General features: G+C 67.3%; 13 protein-coding genes. 9 read left to right on the forward strand and 4 right to left on the reverse strand.

Translation table 11 applies throughout. The features are described from left to right. Window positions 1-24 precede the first annotated feature (24 nt). The 3 genes from AC2AXK_RS04580 to AC2AXK_RS04590 all read left to right on the forward strand — a co-directional run bounded on the left by AC2AXK_RS04580 (window position 25) and on the right by AC2AXK_RS04590 (window position 3,022). On the forward strand, window positions 25-702 hold the full coding sequence (locus AC2AXK_RS04580; RefSeq protein WP_484344148.1) for a response regulator transcription factor: 678 nt from the start codon (window positions 25-27) through the stop codon (window positions 700-702). Then, a complete protein-coding gene (locus AC2AXK_RS04585; protein WP_484344149.1) occupies window positions 695-2,089 on the forward strand; it encodes a sensor histidine kinase in 1,395 nt (464 codons plus the stop codon). Before AC2AXK_RS04580 ends, AC2AXK_RS04585 begins: the two co-directional genes overlap by 8 nt. 114 nt (window positions 2,090-2,203) lie before the next feature. Next, window positions 2,204-3,022 carry a hypothetical protein gene (locus tag AC2AXK_RS04590; RefSeq protein ID WP_484344150.1) on the forward strand — a complete coding sequence of 273 codons (819 nt, stop codon included), beginning with the start codon at window positions 2,204-2,206 and terminating at the stop codon, window positions 3,020-3,022. A 192-nt stretch (window positions 3,023-3,214) separates the two neighbouring features. On the opposite strand, the gene AC2AXK_RS04595 is transcribed toward AC2AXK_RS04590, so the two are convergent. Then, window positions 3,215-3,898, reverse strand: a complete 684-nt coding sequence (locus AC2AXK_RS04595; protein ID WP_484344151.1) for a hypothetical protein — start codon at window positions 3,896-3,898, stop codon at window positions 3,215-3,217. Between the two features lie 131 nt (window positions 3,899-4,029). Between AC2AXK_RS04595 and AC2AXK_RS04600 the strand changes: the two genes are divergently transcribed. Continuing rightward, window positions 4,030-4,509 carry a hypothetical protein gene (locus AC2AXK_RS04600; protein WP_484344152.1) on the forward strand — a complete coding sequence of 160 codons (480 nt, stop codon included), beginning with the start codon at window positions 4,030-4,032 and terminating at the stop codon, window positions 4,507-4,509. Between the two features lie 6 nt (window positions 4,510-4,515). Here the strand turns inward: AC2AXK_RS04600 and AC2AXK_RS04605 are convergent, their stop codons facing one another. The 3 genes from AC2AXK_RS04605 to AC2AXK_RS04615 all read right to left on the reverse strand — a co-directional run bounded on the left by AC2AXK_RS04605 (window position 4,516) and on the right by AC2AXK_RS04615 (window position 8,118). Beyond that, the gene (locus AC2AXK_RS04605; protein ID WP_484344153.1) at window positions 4,516-5,727 is read right to left on the reverse strand and encodes a Gfo/Idh/MocA family protein; all 1,212 of its coding nucleotides are present in this window, start codon (window positions 5,725-5,727) and stop codon (window positions 4,516-4,518) included. Between the two features lie 31 nt (window positions 5,728-5,758). Continuing rightward, window positions 5,759-6,766 carry a sugar phosphate isomerase/epimerase family protein gene (locus AC2AXK_RS04610; RefSeq protein WP_484344154.1) on the reverse strand — a complete coding sequence of 336 codons (1,008 nt, stop codon included), beginning with the start codon at window positions 6,764-6,766 and terminating at the stop codon, window positions 5,759-5,761. 80 nt (window positions 6,767-6,846) lie between these two features. Beyond that, the gene (locus tag AC2AXK_RS04615) at window positions 6,847-8,118 is read right to left on the reverse strand and encodes an endo-1,4-beta-xylanase (RefSeq protein ID WP_484344155.1); all 1,272 of its coding nucleotides are present in this window, start codon (window positions 8,116-8,118) and stop codon (window positions 6,847-6,849) included. 545 nt (window positions 8,119-8,663) lie between these two features. Here AC2AXK_RS04615 and AC2AXK_RS04620 point away from each other — a divergent pair. The 5 genes from AC2AXK_RS04620 to AC2AXK_RS04640 are packed head-to-tail and all read left to right on the forward strand — an operon-like array spanning window position 8,664 to window position 15,814. Continuing rightward, window positions 8,664-11,345, forward strand: coding sequence for a Z1 domain-containing protein (locus AC2AXK_RS04620; RefSeq protein ID WP_484344156.1), 2,682 nt, complete (start codon window positions 8,664-8,666; stop codon window positions 11,343-11,345). Next, on the forward strand, window positions 11,345-12,328 hold the full coding sequence (locus AC2AXK_RS04625) for a PD-(D/E)XK motif protein (protein WP_484344157.1): 984 nt from the start codon (window positions 11,345-11,347) through the stop codon (window positions 12,326-12,328). Before AC2AXK_RS04620 ends, AC2AXK_RS04625 begins: the two co-directional genes overlap by 1 nt. Then, window positions 12,325-14,169: a hypothetical protein gene (locus AC2AXK_RS04630; RefSeq protein ID WP_484344158.1), complete on the forward strand. Its 1,845-nt coding sequence runs from the start codon at window positions 12,325-12,327 to the stop codon at window positions 14,167-14,169. The genes AC2AXK_RS04625 and AC2AXK_RS04630 overlap by 4 nt, the downstream gene beginning before the upstream one ends. Then, window positions 14,166-15,047, forward strand: coding sequence for a hypothetical protein (locus AC2AXK_RS04635; protein ID WP_484344159.1), 882 nt, complete (start codon window positions 14,166-14,168; stop codon window positions 15,045-15,047). The genes AC2AXK_RS04630 and AC2AXK_RS04635 overlap by 4 nt, the downstream gene beginning before the upstream one ends. Beyond that, on the forward strand, window positions 15,047-15,814 hold the full coding sequence (locus AC2AXK_RS04640) for a DUF6339 family protein (RefSeq protein ID WP_484344160.1): 768 nt from the start codon (window positions 15,047-15,049) through the stop codon (window positions 15,812-15,814). The genes AC2AXK_RS04635 and AC2AXK_RS04640 overlap by 1 nt, the downstream gene beginning before the upstream one ends. The last annotated feature ends 173 nt before the right edge of the window (window positions 15,815-15,987 follow it).

Raw genomic sequence — 15,987 nt, forward strand, 5'->3', positions numbered from 1 at the left:
GCCCGTCGCGGCAGACTGGAACGCATGAGAGTCCTGGTGGTCGACGACGAGGTGCGCCTCGCGGAGGGCATCCGGCGCAGTCTCGAGGCCGAGGGCTTCGCGGTGGACCTCGCGCACGACGGCGTCGACGGCCTGTGGTTCGCCGAGGAGAACACGTACGACGCCATCGTCCTCGACGTCATGATGCCCGGGCTCAACGGCACCCAGGTGTGCGAGCGGCTGCGCGCGCAGGAGAACTGGACGCCGGTCCTCATGCTCACCGCGCGCGACGGTGACGACGACCAGGTCACCGCGCTCAACACCGGCGCCGACGACTACCTCACCAAGCCCTTCGCGTCGGCGGTCCTCGTCGCCCGGCTGCGCGCGCTCGTGCGCCGCGGAGCGCGCGACCGCCCGACCGTCCTCGAGGCCGGGGACCTGCGGATGGACCCCGCCGCCCGCCGTGTGTGGCGCGGCGACACCGAGGTCGAGCTCACCTCGCGGGAGATGGCCGTCCTCGAGTTCCTCCTGCGCCACAAGGGTGACGTCGTGAGCAAGCGTGACGTGCTCGGCAACGTGTGGGACTTCGACTTCGAGGGTGACCCCAACATCGTCGAGGTGTACGTCCGGCACCTGCGCAACAAGCTCGACCGCCCCTTCGGACGCTCTGCCATCGAGACGCTGCGCGGCTCGGGCTACCGGTTGGCCGCCGACGGTGGGTAGGAGCCCGCGGCGCCCCGCGTCCGTGCGGGCCCGCGCCACCCTCGGCGCCGTCGCCGTCGTGGGCGTCTCGTTGCTCGCCGGGTCGTTCGCGTTCGTCGGGCTGCTCGGCTCGACCCTCACCGACGGCGTGGCCACGACCGCCGAGGCGGACACGGAGGTGCTCGCCCAGCAGCTCGAGGACGCCGCCGACCGACGCGGTGGTGGTCCCGACCGGGAGCGGGACGCGGCCGGCGAGTGGGTGCAGGCGGAGAACGAGGACGACCGCCTGCTGCAGCTCCTCGACGACCGGGGCCGGGTCGTCGCCCAGACGGAGGACACCACCGGCCTCACCCTGCCGCGCACCGGCCGCGAGCCCGCCCGGGCAGAGCTCGACGGCGACGAGTACCTCGTGGTCACCCAGCGCGTGGACGTCCCCGGTGGCCCCTACGAGCTGCGGGCCGCGTACTCCCTGGACAGCGTCGAGGACGCCGTCGACGCGACGACGGGCCTGCTGCTCGTCGGGGTGCCGCTCGCGCTCGGCATCGTCGCGCTCACGACGTGGCGGATCGTCGGCCGTGCCCTGTCTCCCGTGGAGCAGATCCGCAGCGAGGTCGACTCGATCGGTGGCGCCGACCTCGACCGGCGCGTCGCCGTCCCCGAGACAGGTGACGAGATCGACCGGCTCGCGCGGACCATGAACCGCATGCTCGAGCGCCTCGAACGCTCCCACCGCCAGCAGCAGCAGTTCGTCTCCGACGCCTCCCACGAGCTCCGCTCGCCCATCGCGGCGATCCGTCAGTACGCCGAGCTCGAACGCGACCACCCGGACGCCCTGCCCGAGGGTGAGCTCGCGTCGGTCGTCCTCGCCGAGGGGATGCGTCTGCAGGACCTCGTCGAGTCGTTGCTGCTCCTCACCCGCCTCGACGAGCGGACGGCGGAGCTCCAGCGCCGCCCCGTGGACCTCGACGACGTCCTGCTCGCCGAGGTCAGGCGCCTGCGGGACACGACCTCGCTCACGGTCGACGCGACCGGCATCGAGCCGGCGCGGGTCGAGGGGGACCCGCGGATGCTCGCACGGCTCGTGCGCAACATCGTCGACAACGCCGCGCGGCACGCCCGTGAGCGGGTGACGCTCGCCGTGGGGCCGGTGCCGGGAGGGTCCGCCCACGAGGTCCGGTTCGTCGTCGACGACGACGGTCCCGGCATCCCGGAGGAGGACCGGGAGCGGGTGTTCGAGCGGTTCGTGCGGCTCGACGACGCCCGGGCACGCGACGCCGGTGGCAGCGGGCTCGGGCTTGCGATCGTCGCCGACATCGCCCGGGTGCACGCCGGGACGGTCACCGTCGCGGACTCGCCGCTGGGTGGGGCGCGGTTCGTCGTCACGCTGCCGGCGCTCGGCGAGGACTAGGCCGCGACGACCAGGCCCGCGACGACCGGGCCCGCGCCGGGCTGTGGCCCACCTCACATCGGGAGCCGACGGGCGTTCAGGTTGGCTTCAGCGACCCGGAGAGACGCTGGAGCCATGAACGAGAACACCACACCCCAGAACCCGACCACACCCGAACCGTCGGCGCCGGTCCCTGCGGCGTCCGACCCGACCCCCGCAGCCACCTCTGGTGGTCCTGCTGCTCCCGCTCCCGCCGGGTACACGCCCGCAGGCTCGGTGCCTCCCGGATCGACCCCTCCGGGCACGCCGCCCGGCCCGGGCGCCCCGTACCCGCAGGGTGACGGGAAGCCGGACTGGCGGACCAAGGGAACCCGCCAGCACCGTGCCGCCCTCATCGGCGGCACCGCCGTGATCCTCCTCGCCGTCGGTGGGATCGGCGCCGCTGTCGCCGACGAGGTCCTCGACAACGACGACGACCGTCCCCACAACCGCTACGACGACCGCGACGACTGGTACGAGCACCGCGGTGACGACCGGAACCGTGGCGGTCAGGACGAGGGTCGTCCCGGCCCGGACGACCGTGGTCCGGACGACCGTGACATGCAGGAGCGTGACTCGGACGACCGAGACATGCAGGACCGTGACATGCAGGACCGTGACACCGACGACCGCGATGGCGACACGGGCCGCGACGGAGGGGGCGCGTCCCCTGACGGCCGCGGGGGCCCCGACGGGGCACCACGTGGCGACGACGCGGCCCTCACCGCCGACGAGCGCACCCAGGCCAGCGAGGCCGCGCTCGCAGAGACGGGCGAGGGCGAGGTGACCGACATCGACCGCGACCGCTCCGGGTACGAGGTCGAGGTGCGCCTCGTCGACGGCAGCGAGGTCGACGTCTACCTCGACGAGGACTTCATCGTCCTCGACGTCGAGCAGGACGACGCGGCGAGCTAGTCCTGGTTCGCACCGACGGGCCGGCCCCGGAGCTCCTCCCAGCGGGAGGGGCGCCGCGGGTCGGCCCGTCGTTCGTTGCCGCACGGGAGGGCGACCGGCATGTCGCGCGCGATGGTCGGTGCCCGAGCGGGGAACCGCTCACGGATCCGTACCCGGGGGTCCGCGGCGCCCTGGACGGCGGACGAGTTTCGCTCAGCCCTCCGCGGAGAGGATGGCGTCGAGGTCGTGCGCGGCCTGCTCGGCGTCGTAGTCCGTGCTCCGTTCGTCGGAGTCGGAGACCTCGAGGCACGCCCGCGTGCGGGCCTCCGGCTCGAGGTGGCAGGCGACGAACATCGTGCCCGCTGCGGGATTCGTCGGGTACTCCCAGGTGACGGTCGTGTAGGTGCGTTCCCCGACGGTCACCTCGTCCTCCACCTGCTCGTTCCCCGGTTGCTCGAACGCGCCCGTGGCGTCCTCGAGGTCGGCGTAGGCGGCGTCGTCGGTCGCCTCCGCGTAGCGCAACGACACGGGGGTCGGTGGGTAGAACGCGCACTCGATCTCGTGGACGCCCTCACCGAGCTTCCAGAACGCCGTCGTGCTCTTCTTCATCGTCGTGCTGTCCACGTCGATCCGGTCGACGATGGGACACTCCCAGTCGAAGCTGCTCATGCCCGTCGACCCGATGTCGGGGTACCGCGCGAGGCCGTCCTCGATCCCCTCCGACCACTGCGCCGGGATGCCGGTCGTCATGCCGGACGGGCTGTCCGCAGACGGGTCCTCCTGCGGTTCCGTGTCCTGGGAGCACGCGGCGAGGACGAGGACGACGGTCGCGATCATCGCTGTCACGCCGGAGCGCGGAGGGGACGTGCGGCGGGCGGGGACGGTACGTGACGGCATGGGATCTCTCGGTCGGTGACGGGAGGTCCCAGGATGACGGGCCGGCCCCCGGGGGCGCGATGGGGAGACGTCCCCCTGCCGACGGGACCTGGGGGGTGTTGGAGACGGCGCCACAACCTGACAATGGACGCATGACCTACGACCAGCCGGGGCCCTACGACCAGCGGGTGCCCTACGACCAGCGGGTGCCCTACGACCAGCGGGTGCCGACCACCCCGCACCCGGCGATGCCGGGTTCCGCACCGTCGGCCGACGTCCCGGCCGCGCACCTGCACGCGGGCATGGCCTCGGGCGCACCGAGGGAGGCATCGCCCGGGGAGGTGTTCCGCGCGGAGCTGCGGGAGCTGCCGCGCCAGCTGCGCCGTGACCTCACCGACGCGCTGCTCGAGATGCTCCTCACGGCTGTCGCGGCCGCCGTCGTCGTCGCTGTGTTCGCCGTGCTCGGGCGGCTCGTCGCCGGCCCGACCGGGGGCCTCGTGGGCGCCGTCGTCGGCCTCGCGGTGTTCGCGGTGCTGCGCGTGACGCTCCTCGCGGGTGCGCTCGCATACTTCGCGCACATGGTCGTGGGTGGGCGCCGGTCCGCCGGACGGGCGCCCACCCACGACAGCTGAGGGTCGCTAGCTCGCGGGCTGCGTCCCGCTCGAGGCCGGGGCCCCGACGGTCGTCCAGGTGCTCTCGTGCTCCGCGCTGTCCTCGATCGCGGCGAGGACCTTCTGGATGGCGAGGCCGTCCGCGAAGGACGGCGCGGGTGCGACGCCGGACGCGATGCCCCCGACGAGGTCGACGACCTGGTGGGTGAACGCGTGCTCGTACCCGAGGCCGTGGCCGGTGGGCCACCAGTTCGCCATGTAGCTGTGCTCGGGCTCGGTGACGATGATGCGTCGGAAGCCGGTCTGGCCTGCGGGGTCGTTCGCGTCGAAGAAGTGCAGGACGTTCATGTCCTCGAAGTCGAAGGCGAGCGAGCCGTTGGACCCGTTGATCTCGACGCGGATGGCGTTCTTGCGGCCCGCGGCGAACCGGGTCGCCTCGAAGATGCCGACCCCACCGCCGGACATCTTCGCGAGGAAGACGGCGGCGTCGTCCACGGTCACCGGGCCGCGCTCGCTGCCCGCCGTCCCGGACAGGCCGGTGAAGCTCTCCGCGACGGGGCGCTCGGGCACGAACGTCTCGAGGAGCGCGGAGACGCCGGTGATGTCCTCGCCGGTGATGAACTGCGCGAGGTCGATGACGTGCGCACCGATGTCACCGAGGGAGCCGGAGCCGGCCTTCTCCTTGTCGAGGCGCCACGAGAGCGGTGTGTTCTCGTCGGTGAGCCAGTCCTGCAGGTAGTGGCACCGCACGTGGCGGACGGTGCCGATGCGCCCGTCGGCGACGAGCTGACGCGCCAGCTGGATGGCGGGGACGCGGCGGTAGGAGAACCCGACCATCGAGATGATGCCGCGCGTCGCGGCGTCGGCGGCCGCGGCGGCCATGAGCTCGGCCTCGGCGACGGTGTTGGCCAGCGGCTTCTCGCACAGCACGTGCTTACCGGCCTCGAGGGCCGCGATGGCGATCTCGGCGTGGGTGTCTCCGGGGGTGCAGATGTCGACGAGGTCGACGTCGTCGCGGGCGATGAGCGCGCGCCAGTCGGTCTCGACGGACTGCCACCCGAAGCGGTCGGCGGCCGCCCGGGCCGCGGTCTCGTTCCGGCCGCCGAGCACCGTGAGCTCGGGGTTCATCGGGAGGTCGAAGAAGCGGGGGGCGGTCTGCCAGGCGTGGGAGTGGGCGGCGCCCATGAAGGCGTACCCGATCATCCCGACGCCGAGGCGGGGGCGTGCGTTGTCAGCCATGGCTGATGGTCCTTCCGGAGGGTGGGGGTGGTCAGTCGCGGGCGGAGAACGCGGCGTCGAACGCGGCGTCGGGGGCGTCGAGAGCGAGGCGCTTGACGAACGCGAGGGCCTCGGGGGCTCCGACGAGCCGGTCCATGCCGGCGTCCTCCCACTCGACGGAGATGGGGCCGGTGTACCCGATGGTGTTGAGCATCCGGAAGGCGTCCTCCCAGGGGACGTCGCCGTGACCGGTGGAGATGAAGTCCCAGCCGCGCCGCGGGTCCGCCCACGGCAGGTGGGAGCCCATCCGGCCGTTGCGACCGTTCGTCATCCGCTTCTTCGTGTCCTTGCAGTCCACGTGGTAGATGCGGTCCTTGAAGTCCCACAGGAAGCTCACGGGGTCGATGTCCTGCCACACCATGTGGCTGGGGTCCCAGTTGAGGCCGAACGCCTCGCGGTGGCCGATGGCCTCGAGCGCGCGGACCGTCGTCCAGTAGTCGTACGCGATCTCGCTCGGGTGGACCTCGTGCGCGAACTTCACGCCCACCTCGTCGAAGACGTCGAGGATGGGGTTCCACCGGTCCGCGAAGTCCTGGTAACCGGCGTCGACCATGGCCTGGGAGGCGGGCGGGAACATCGCGACGTACTTCCAGATCGACGAGCCCGTGAAGCCCACGACGGTCTCGACGCCGAGGCGCGCCGCGGTGCGGGCCGTCATCTTCATCTCCTCGGCGGCACGCTGGCGCACGCCCTCGGGGTCGCCGTCGCCCCACACCTGGTCGGGGAGGATGTCCCGGTGGCGCTCGTCGATCGGGTCGTCACAGACGGCCTGGCCCTTGAGGTGGTTCGAGATCGCGTAGACCTTGAGGTTGTACCGCTCGAGGATGTCGAGCCGGGACTGGATGTACGCGTCGTCCTCCGCCCCGCGCCAGGGGTCGAGGTGGTCGCCCCAGCAGGCGATCTCGAGGCCGTCGTAGCCCCAGCCGGAGGCGAGGCGCGCGACCTCCTCGAAGGGCAGGTCGGCCCACTGGCCGGTGAACAAGGTGATCGGGCGAACCATGTCAGTCTCCTGTGATCGACGAGGTACGGGCAGCGCCCGTCACGCGGTCAGCGTGACGGGCGCTCGTGGTGGTGCTCGGTTCAGCGGGGCAGCTGCACCTGGGCGGTGCTGGCACCGATGGTGTCGAGGGTGACGGAGGCCGTCGTGCCGCCTGCGGTGACGTCGTAGTCACCGAGCCAGCCCTCGACCTGCACCTGACCCTGCGCGTCGGTGCGCAGCGTCGTGGGCGCGTACCACCACTCGCCCTTGACGAGGTCGCGGAGCGCGTCGTAGCTGGGCTTGGGGGTGCCGTCGGCGCGGATGAGCCCACCGGGCGCGCCGAGCCACATGCCCTCGTCGGACAGTCCCCAGTACGTCATGGCGTGGACCGACGGGTGGGACAGCAGGTTGCGGTAGTGACGGATCATCTCGTCCGCCTGACGCTCCTCGCCCTCGGGCGTGGAGGGCCAGCTCTCGACCTGGTAGTCGTTGAGGTCCACGTACTCCGCGGGCATGATGTCGCCCGAGAGCAGGGTGGTCTCCGTGAAGTGCAGGGGCAGCCCGAACCGGGAGAAGCGGTCGAGGACGTTGAAGGTCTTCTCCTCGCCCCAGTAGCCCTTGTGCATGTGGCTCTGCAGACCGAGGGCATCGACCTTGATGCCCGCCTCGAGGACACCCTCGATGAGGCACTCGTACGCCGTCGACATGTCGAAGTCGTTGAGGAGCAGCTTGACGTTCGGGTTGACGGCCTGAGCCTCCTCGAACGCCATCCGGATCATGTGGATGCGGCCCTTTTCGCGGGCAAGGTTCGTGATGCCGTTGTCGCCGTTGGTGAACACGGGCATGATCACGACCTCGTTGATCGCGTCCCACGTGTCCATGACACCCGCGAAGTCCGCGACGTCGCGGCGGATGCGCTCGCGCTGGAGACGCTCGATCTCGTCCGTCGGGAGGTCGAGCAACCAGTCGGGCTGCACGGTGTGCCAGACGAGGGGGTGGCCCTTGGTGCGGATGCCGCGGTCCTTGAACCACTGGGCCGTCTTGAGCAGACGGGCCGTGTCCGGCTTGCCGCGCTCGTGCTCGAACCGACCCCAGTAGAACGGGAGGGTCGCGGAGTTGTAGATGCCCAGCCACTGCTCTGCGAGCTGCTCGAGGTTGTTCGTCGCCCCGCCGAAGTTGATGGCCCCGCCGTCCTCGGCGTTGGCGAGCGCCACCATGTCGAAGCCGATGTTGCCGAACCCGAACGCGTGGTCCCGCTGCGCGACCGTCACCTCGGTGTCGGCGAGCGGAGTCCCGTCCGGACCGAGAACCGTGAGCGCCGTCTGAGTGCGGCGGTGGCTCAGCGTGGGGTCGGGTGCGGGGCTGAAGTGCATGTGTCCTCCTTGACGGGTGCGCCCGTCGTCGGTGACGGCGCGCTGACTACAAGCCGAAACGATTTGAGTCGCGCGACTTGCGTGCTCGGTAACGATACACAGCGGGACTCTCACGGGGTGGGAGCGGGCGACGGCGGATCCGTTGGGTGAGGCGTAGAACAGAAGCTGATGACGAATCGGAGGGAGCGGTAGCGTCAGAGAGGTCGAAGGTGGTGGCGCGGGCGGCGCAGGCTCTCGTCTTGGGTCATTGGGGGGAGCGCGTCCCGCCGAGGACGGTGTGAGCAGTTCCGGGAGGCAGGCAAAGGTGGGCCTCGCTCTCTCTTGGCGGGTGAGGAAGCGGACCGGACCCGTAGTCGGATGTCGCTGTATCAGTCAACCCGCCGAGTGCGCGCGATGCAGCCATACCATCACAATTCGCCGTGAAGTGGAGCGAACGCCGCCACCTCATGGGTGAAAAAGGGTCCAACCGCTGATCAACCGGCTTCTGGCTCATACCGCCGGCGCGTCTCGTCGTTAGTCTCCTCGGTAACACCCTGGAGGTCGAAGTGAACACGGAGCTCGCGGACGAGTACGCCGACACAATCAGCGATTTGGTAGCAGGCGGCAACTCGATCGCCGGAGCTGTGTCGAAGCTGCGGAGAATGAACGTGCCCGACGAACTGGCGGCCACCGCCCGTCGCAGGTACGAAGAGCGCTGCGGCCTGATCGCCGCCATCGCTGACCCCGCTGCGCTCGTGCACGAGGAGAAGTTCGGCAGTTGGTACGACGGGCCGAAGGCGACGGACCACTTCTGGCCGCAATTGCAGGCACGCTTGACTGCAAGTCTCGGACCTGACGCCGTCACGTCGATCGACAACGCCTCGAGCAGGATCCTCTCAGTGATGCGCCCGCCGGGCGAGAGCACTTTCTCGACCCGTGGGCTCGTGTTGGGATACGTGCAGAGCGGGAAGACGACCAACTTCATCTCACTGATCGCGAAGGCGGCAGATGCCGGGTACCGGATGTTCATCGTCCTATCCGGGATCACAGATAACCTCCGGAGTCAGACGCAGGGCCGCATCGACGCGACCCTGATCGATCTCGGTCCTCATAAGTGGTACAAGCTCACCGAGGCCGAGTCGGATTTCACAGCGTCGATGAAGAACGCGGGAACGATACTGAGGCAACCCGAGATGCGATGCATCGGAGTTGTGAAGAAGAACCCGTCTCGGTTAACGCACCTCAAGAACTGGTTGAACTCAGCGGGGGCATCGACGCTCGCGGGGCTCCCCATCCTGATCATCGATGACGAGGCTGATCAGGCTAGTGTCGACGTAGGTAAGGCGGGTCGAGCTTCGCGGATCAACGCACTGCTGAAGCAGGTTCTCGCTCGGCCCAAGGTCGCCTATGTCGCATACACGGCGACACCATTCGCCAACCTGCTGATCGATCCGAAGAAGGGCGAGGATCTCTATCCGCGTGACTTCATCGTCCCCCTGCCGGAGCCGGACGGATACTTCGGAAGCGAACAGATCTTCGGTCGCGATGAACTCTCCGAGGATGATGAAGGGCTGGACGGGCTCAATGTCGTCCGGGAGGTCCCGGAGGACGAGGCGTCCGCGATGCGTCCGCCGAAGCCCGCAGCGGCGATCGAGTCTTGGACACCTGAGGTCACCGGCGCGATGCGATCCTCGATCCTTTGGTTCCTCCTCGCCACGGCGGCACGGGAAGTGCGCAAGACCTCGAACGCGCACTCGACGATGCTGATCCACACCTCGATGCTGGCCAACGCGCACATGCGCTTGGCGCAGAGTGTTCGGAAAATGCTCGAACTGCTGGCCGAGGACCTTTGTGACGTATCGTCCCCGGCGTGGACCGAAATGCAGGAGCTGTGGGAGGCGGAGGCTGACGTTGTCGACCCAGCAGGCTTCGCGAACGCTCGCGTTTCCTTCAGCGAACTTCGCGAACCGCTTCCGGCAACGGTCGAGCGGACGCGGGTGATCGTCGACAACTACCTGTCCACGGAGCGACTCAGCTATGCCGATGAAGAGCCGATCGCCGCGATAGTCATCGGGGGTAACACCCTCTCCCGCGGTCTCACGCTGGAAGGACTCGTGTCGAGCTACTTCGTGCGTTCCGCGTCCGCTTACGACACGTTGCTCCAGATGGGACGTTGGTTCGGATACCGCCGCGGGTACGAGGACCTTGTCCGGATCTGGATGACCAGTGAATTGGAAGGCTGGTTCCGGGACCTGTCGCTCGTCGAGGCGGAGATTCGGAGAGATATCCAGCGTTACGAGCTGGAGAAGGTGTCGCCAATCGAGGCTGGCGTGCGTATCCGCAAGCACCCGAGCATGGCAATCACTGCCGCGGCGAAGATGCGAAACGCTGTGAAGGTCGACATTAGCTACAGCGAGGCGAGAATTCAAACGATCCTCTTCAACCACCGGGATGAGTCTTGGCTGCACACGAACGCCGAGGCGGTCAAAGGGCTAGTCAGAACGGTGCGGGAAGAAGGGCTCGTCGAGACTACTTTTGAGAACGGCCGCCGCGGAGTGCAAGACGTTCCCGTGAGCGCAATTCTCGAGTTCATCGACTCGTACCAGTTCCACGAGAACGCTCGAACGATGAATGCGCAGCTGATCAAGAGATACATCGAGAACGAGACGGCTATGGGTGCCCTCGATCTCTGGAATGTGGTATTCATCGAAGGAAAGGGAACGCCCAGCGTCGATCTCGGCCTGAGCTCTCCTTCGCGGGTCATCACGCGTAGCAAGATGCTCGGCGGAGAGGAGGGGTATGCAAATCTCAAGTCCATCGCCTCCCCGATCGACCGTGTGGCCGACGTCGACCTGAACCCGCAAGAAGTCTCGAGCTTCGTCGAGCAAATGGCAGGAGGCGCCTACGAAGCTAAGCGTGAGAGGGCTCTTATCCGACTCCGGGACGAGCGGATCGGTCCGAAGGGACTCCTGTGCATCTATCCGATCGATAAGGATTCCGAGCCCAAGCCCGCCGCATCGTCGCAGAAGAAGAGCAAGCGCACCAAGCTCAATGCAGTGGACCATCTCGTTGGCGTCGCGATCTTCTTCCCAGCGGCGACCGCTGGTCATTCGACCGTCGAATACGTCGCGGCGCCCGTCGCCACGATCTACGAGGATGTCGAGGACGAGGCGGCCGAGGTCGACCGGGCGGATGGTGCGGACGAGAAGCAAGCAGACGTGATGGGCGCGAGCGGCGGGCGCAACTGATGGATCGGGCTGCTGACGTCTATGCCATGTTGCGAGCAGAACTTCCGGAAGCGGGAGAACTGCTCACCCGCAAGTCCGACGTCGAAGTCTCAGGATGCCCGGTCCTGTTCGGTTTGGACGGATCAGCCCTCCCGTTGGTTCTGATCCCGGCCCCCGATGTCATCGGTGACTTCTCCGACAGATCAACCCGTGGGGTACGCATGGATACGGTGCGCCTCCCCAGCGCGGATGGAATGGACCATGTGATCCTCCGGTGCCTTGACCACGTCTTCGAACGGCCGTTCGCACTGCTGGTCGATGACCTGCTCCTAGAAGTTTCACGAAGCGCCGAAGCGACCGTCGCGACCGTCGCTTCGGTGTTGGCGCGGTGGCGTTCCATGTTCGAGCATCGGGCAGGGAGTCCGCTCGGTCCTGCTGCTCTAGTAGGGCTGCTCGCTGAGCTGCATGTGCTCGAGGGCCTGATCCAACGCGCCGGGCTGGGAGCGATCGACCTGTGGGTCGGCCCCGGCGGAGCGCGCCACGACTTCGTGGGAGAAACCAGCGCACTGGAGATCAAAGCGACAACCTCCCGTGACCACTTCACCATTGGTGTGCACGGTATGACGCAGCTCGAGGAACCCGAGGGGAAGAGCTTGTACCTGTACGCCGAGCAGTACGAGCCTTCGATCAGCGGGGAGAGTGTCCCAGAAGTGGTCAACAGGATCTTGGACACAGGCGCTCACGCGAGCGCGTTCTTGGGGAAGCTTGCAGAGTGCGGCTATAACCTGGGTGACGACGAGGAGTACGCCGCTTCACGCTTTTCGCGCCTCGCAGCGAAGCTCTTCCGGGTCGACGGCACGTTTCCGCGGATCATTCCAGCCAAGTTCGTCGCGCCCGAGGAGCTTGGTCCGATCGCCCGCGTTGATTACTCGATCGACTTGGACCAGATCGCCGATCTCGCTCCTGAGGAGCCTCTGTTGCGCGCGATCGCGGTGCTGGCATGACAGTTCTCGATCTGTACAGCGAACGGTTCCCGCCTACCGGAGGCATTCATGCTCGATCGACCAAAATGGCGATCGGCAAGTCGCATGTGAAATTTTGGGAACTTTTCCTCCGCGAGACCCTGCAGAACAGCTGGGACGCGCGAGTGAACGGAGCATCCGGTATCGATTTCTCGATCACGGGGCGCCGCCTCACCCAGGAGCAGTTGGCCACTCTCCGCTCCGCAGTGTTCGCCAGCATCCCGCGCACCACCGGCGGACCGGGCGACAGACTCAAGGAGGCCCTCGGGGCTCGCAGCTTGTCGATGCTGCTTGTCGCGGACAGTGGGACGCGTGGACTTGGTGGGCCCACGCGCGCTGACGTCGAACTGCGCGAAGGTGAGCGCTCAGACTTCGTTGATTTCGTCCGCAACGTCGGGCGATCGCGGGATAAGGGGTACGCAGGCGGGACATACGGTTTCGGGAAGGGCGTTCTGTACGACGCCAGTGGGGTCGACACGTGCATCGTTTACAGTCAATCGATCATCGACGGGACGGTTGAGCCACGGCTGATCGCTATGGGTGTGAGCGACGTCGACTACAGCCATGCAGGGACGCGCTATACGGGGCGTCACTGGTGGGGCGTCGTGGACGAGAGCGGGATCGAACCACTGCGCGGCTCGGCCGCGCGCGATCTCGCTCTCGATCTAGGACTCACAGCGCTGGGCCCTGCGGATACGGGGACATCAATTGCGGTGCTTGCACCGCAGATGGCCGAGGATGAGACCCTCGAGAAGGCGCTGATCGACATCGCAGAAGCTGCGCGTCGATGGGCGTGGCCGCACATGATCGATGGCGGTGGTGGTCCCTCGATCCGATTCGCTTTTGGTGTGGACGACACGGCGATGCCGTTATCGGATCCTCGGACCGATGCGGAGTACGGACAGTTCGTCCGGGCATACGAGCGCGCGGTTCGCGTTCTCAACAATCCGACCGAAGTTGAGTCGCAGCCGTGGCGAGCCACCGAGATCGCAGGAACGCGGCCGGTCCAGCGACTGGGAGCACTCGCTTATCGGAACTATCTCCCCGCCGGGAAGAGACCCGAGATGTCACATCACGTGGCTCTGATGCGTGAGCCGCGGTTCGTCGTGAAGTACATGGATGTGCCGGAGCCGCCAGAGGGTGCTGCTGTCGCAGGGGTCTTCATCGCAGCCCCGGAACTCGACACGTCCTTCGCGAAGGCAGAGCCGGTCGCCCACGACGACTGGGTGCCGAAGAACATGGGGCTGCAGAAGGGGACGCGTAATCCTGTGCTTCAGACGCTGAACAAGCTGAAGGAGGAGTTCAGGCGCAAGCCTGTACTACAGGAGAACGTCGGCGAGCAGGGGCACCAGTCATCGATCGCGCATCTGTCCAAGGAGCTGGGCGTGGTCCTCGGCGGGGCGCCGGGGCCGGGTGCGGAGGTGCAGCGCACTGTCGGCACCCCTACCCGGAAGGGCGCCAGATCTGGCGCGGTCGCAGTCCGGATGGACAGCGAACCTCACCTGTTCGTGAACGCTAACGAGGTCGTCGCTGAGTTCGGCTTCAGTGTCTCGACCCCGACCGGAGCTTCTATCGCTGACTCGTACTTGAGAGTGACAATCTCTGTCGTGTTGGAGGGCGGATCGGCGGAGAAGGAAGCACCTATCGGAGCGCCTGCACCTCGTTTTCTGGGTTGGTTCACCAATGGGTCCCACGTGGCTGCCGCTGAAGAGATACCGCTCGCCTCACTCGGGCGCGGCGTGCACTCCATCCGCGTCTCGCAGCCTCAGGGTCTTGCCATAGGTGTGTCGATCACTCACGCGAAGGAGGCCTCCGCTTCATGAGAGCAGTCAGTCGAGGTGTTCTCACGCTCTCCGACCGCGATGTGCGTTTCGAGGGCTGGAGCGTCTCCACCGATGACGAGGTAGCGCAGGCTGATCCTGAGGTCCTGCCAGATTGGTCCTACTACCAGGATCTCAACATCACTGCGTCCGTACACCTGAGCCATGACGCTGTGTTCCGAGCTCTGGGTCTGGACAGGAACGCGCGAATCGGTGCTGTGATCACGTGGTCATGTCCCGCTACCTCACTGAGGGGTGCCTCCGAGTTCGCGGTAGTTAGGGCAGACACCACAGGCCTCACGACACGCATCGACGGGTCGCTACTTCGCGCGCGGGTGGACCTCGAGTGCCAGATCATGCTCCTCGAGCCGAGCGAAGATCCTGCGTCAGTGCTTACTCCCTATCAGGTCGGGACCGTCCTGTGGAGTACCCGTCACAGCATCGCTCTCGAGGGGCGCGGTGCACGCCTGCCGATAGCCCCTGTTTCCTTCGCGGACTTCGGCCTGCCTGCCGGAGGAGGTGGCCATTGGTGGTTGCAGATCTCGGCGGAGAGTCTGGACGTCCCTGCCGCGTCGGCAGTCTGGCTGTGGGTGAATGACGAGAGCGCCTTGGTCGGGGAGCTACTTGAACGTCCCACGAGTGACGTCGCGAAGACCGCGCTAGCGCTCATGAAGGCGGACATCTTCCGGCAGTTGGCGGCCTTCGCGCTCGAGCACGGAGACTTCGAGCTGGACGCGGCGTACGAAGAGGACAGTCTGGGTGAGATGCTCAGCGGTCCGCTCCGACTGCTCGGGGACGACCTCGGGAGCCTCCGCGGAGAATATCGCCATGACCGGAGTCGCTTCGAGGCGCGGCTGCAGTCGGTAGTGGGGGTGATCTGATGATCGGTTCGTTGATCTACCCCCGGCTGCCCTTCCCGGCCGCGCAGGCCAGGTTGATCGAGTTGGCGGCGCTCGAGCCGTCCGCAGTCGAGCAGCACGTCGTCGCTACGGTCGCCGGAGCACCGTTCTATCCCTTGGGGACCCATCGGGCGAGCGACGAGAAGCTCGGAGCTCTACGGGAGCAAGTTCTGAGTGTGGCCCGTGAGCACGGCTACCCGACGCGTCTACTCAAAGGTGGAGGGCGGCCCTTCGACCAAGCTCTGACCGGAGTGTTGCTGGATGCGATGGACATCCTGCCGTCAGACGCGGCGGAGCGGGATGTCTGGTCGTTCCTGACGCTGAGCCTCCTGCCGGATGTGGCTCTCTGGAGATTCCCGATCGCGAACTCAGCGGACGGTTCCGTGAACGCGCGCTACGAGCGCCTGATCGGTGCCCCCCGGAACGTGTTCAGGAGGATCTGGTGGAGGGCTTTCGTGCTCGGCGCTGATCTCGCAGGACTTCTCGGCGAAGATGAATCGGTAGCGATCATGGAGCGGACCGGGATCGGAGGCAACCCGGTGGTAGCGCGCGCCATCGCCGACGTGTTCGTGCGAGAGTCCGCTTTGCACAATATCGGAAATCGTCAGAACTACTTGCGCGACGCGATGAAGCGCATCCGCAGGCAGGCTGGGTTCCGAACCCTGCACGGGATGCCGGTCGAGCCTCGCCAGCAGTTGATCGAATCGGCCTTCGCAGACAGTCGGCGTTCGCTCGCCCCCGGCTCGTAGCGCCCTATGCATCTGCTCCCCTGGTCGGCCATTAGGCTGTGGTGGCAGCAATCGGAGTGAGGGCTCTACAGCCTGGGTCGGGGGAACAGGTGCGGTCGGAGTCAGAGGCCAGCGAGCGATCTGCAGCAGTTGCCGCTGAGCGGAGCGTGCTCCTAGGAGATCGCAACGCCACG

It is taken from the genome of Sanguibacter sp. Z6_81 (genome assembly GCF_057180625.1).

What these genes read in the sequence shown, in the direction of transcription:
- AC2AXK_RS04610 (WP_484344154.1), bottom strand. Translation starts at nt 6,766, where the DNA reads ATGGTTCGCCCGATCACCTTGTTCACCGGCCAGTGGGCCGACCTGCCC.
- AC2AXK_RS04595 (WP_484344151.1), bottom strand. Translation starts at nt 3,898, where the DNA reads ATGCCGTCACGTACCGTCCCCGCCCGCCGCACGTCCCCTCCGCGCTCC.
- AC2AXK_RS04615 (WP_484344155.1), bottom strand. Translation starts at nt 8,118, where the DNA reads ATGCACTTCAGCCCCGCACCCGACCCCACGCTGAGCCACCGCCGCACT.
- AC2AXK_RS04590 (WP_484344150.1), top strand. Translation starts at nt 2,204, where the DNA reads ATGAACGAGAACACCACACCCCAGAACCCGACCACACCCGAACCGTCG.
- AC2AXK_RS04580 (WP_484344148.1), top strand. Translation starts at nt 25, where the DNA reads ATGAGAGTCCTGGTGGTCGACGACGAGGTGCGCCTCGCGGAGGGCATC.
- AC2AXK_RS04635 (WP_484344159.1), top strand. Translation starts at nt 14,166, where the DNA reads ATGAGAGCAGTCAGTCGAGGTGTTCTCACGCTCTCCGACCGCGATGTG.
- AC2AXK_RS04625 (WP_484344157.1), top strand. Translation starts at nt 11,345, where the DNA reads ATGGATCGGGCTGCTGACGTCTATGCCATGTTGCGAGCAGAACTTCCG.
- AC2AXK_RS04630 (WP_484344158.1), top strand. Translation starts at nt 12,325, where the DNA reads ATGACAGTTCTCGATCTGTACAGCGAACGGTTCCCGCCTACCGGAGGC.
- AC2AXK_RS04605 (WP_484344153.1), bottom strand. Translation starts at nt 5,727, where the DNA reads ATGGCTGACAACGCACGCCCCCGCCTCGGCGTCGGGATGATCGGGTAC.
- AC2AXK_RS04640 (WP_484344160.1), top strand. Translation starts at nt 15,047, where the DNA reads ATGATCGGTTCGTTGATCTACCCCCGGCTGCCCTTCCCGGCCGCGCAG.
- AC2AXK_RS04600 (WP_484344152.1), top strand. Translation starts at nt 4,030, where the DNA reads ATGACCTACGACCAGCCGGGGCCCTACGACCAGCGGGTGCCCTACGAC.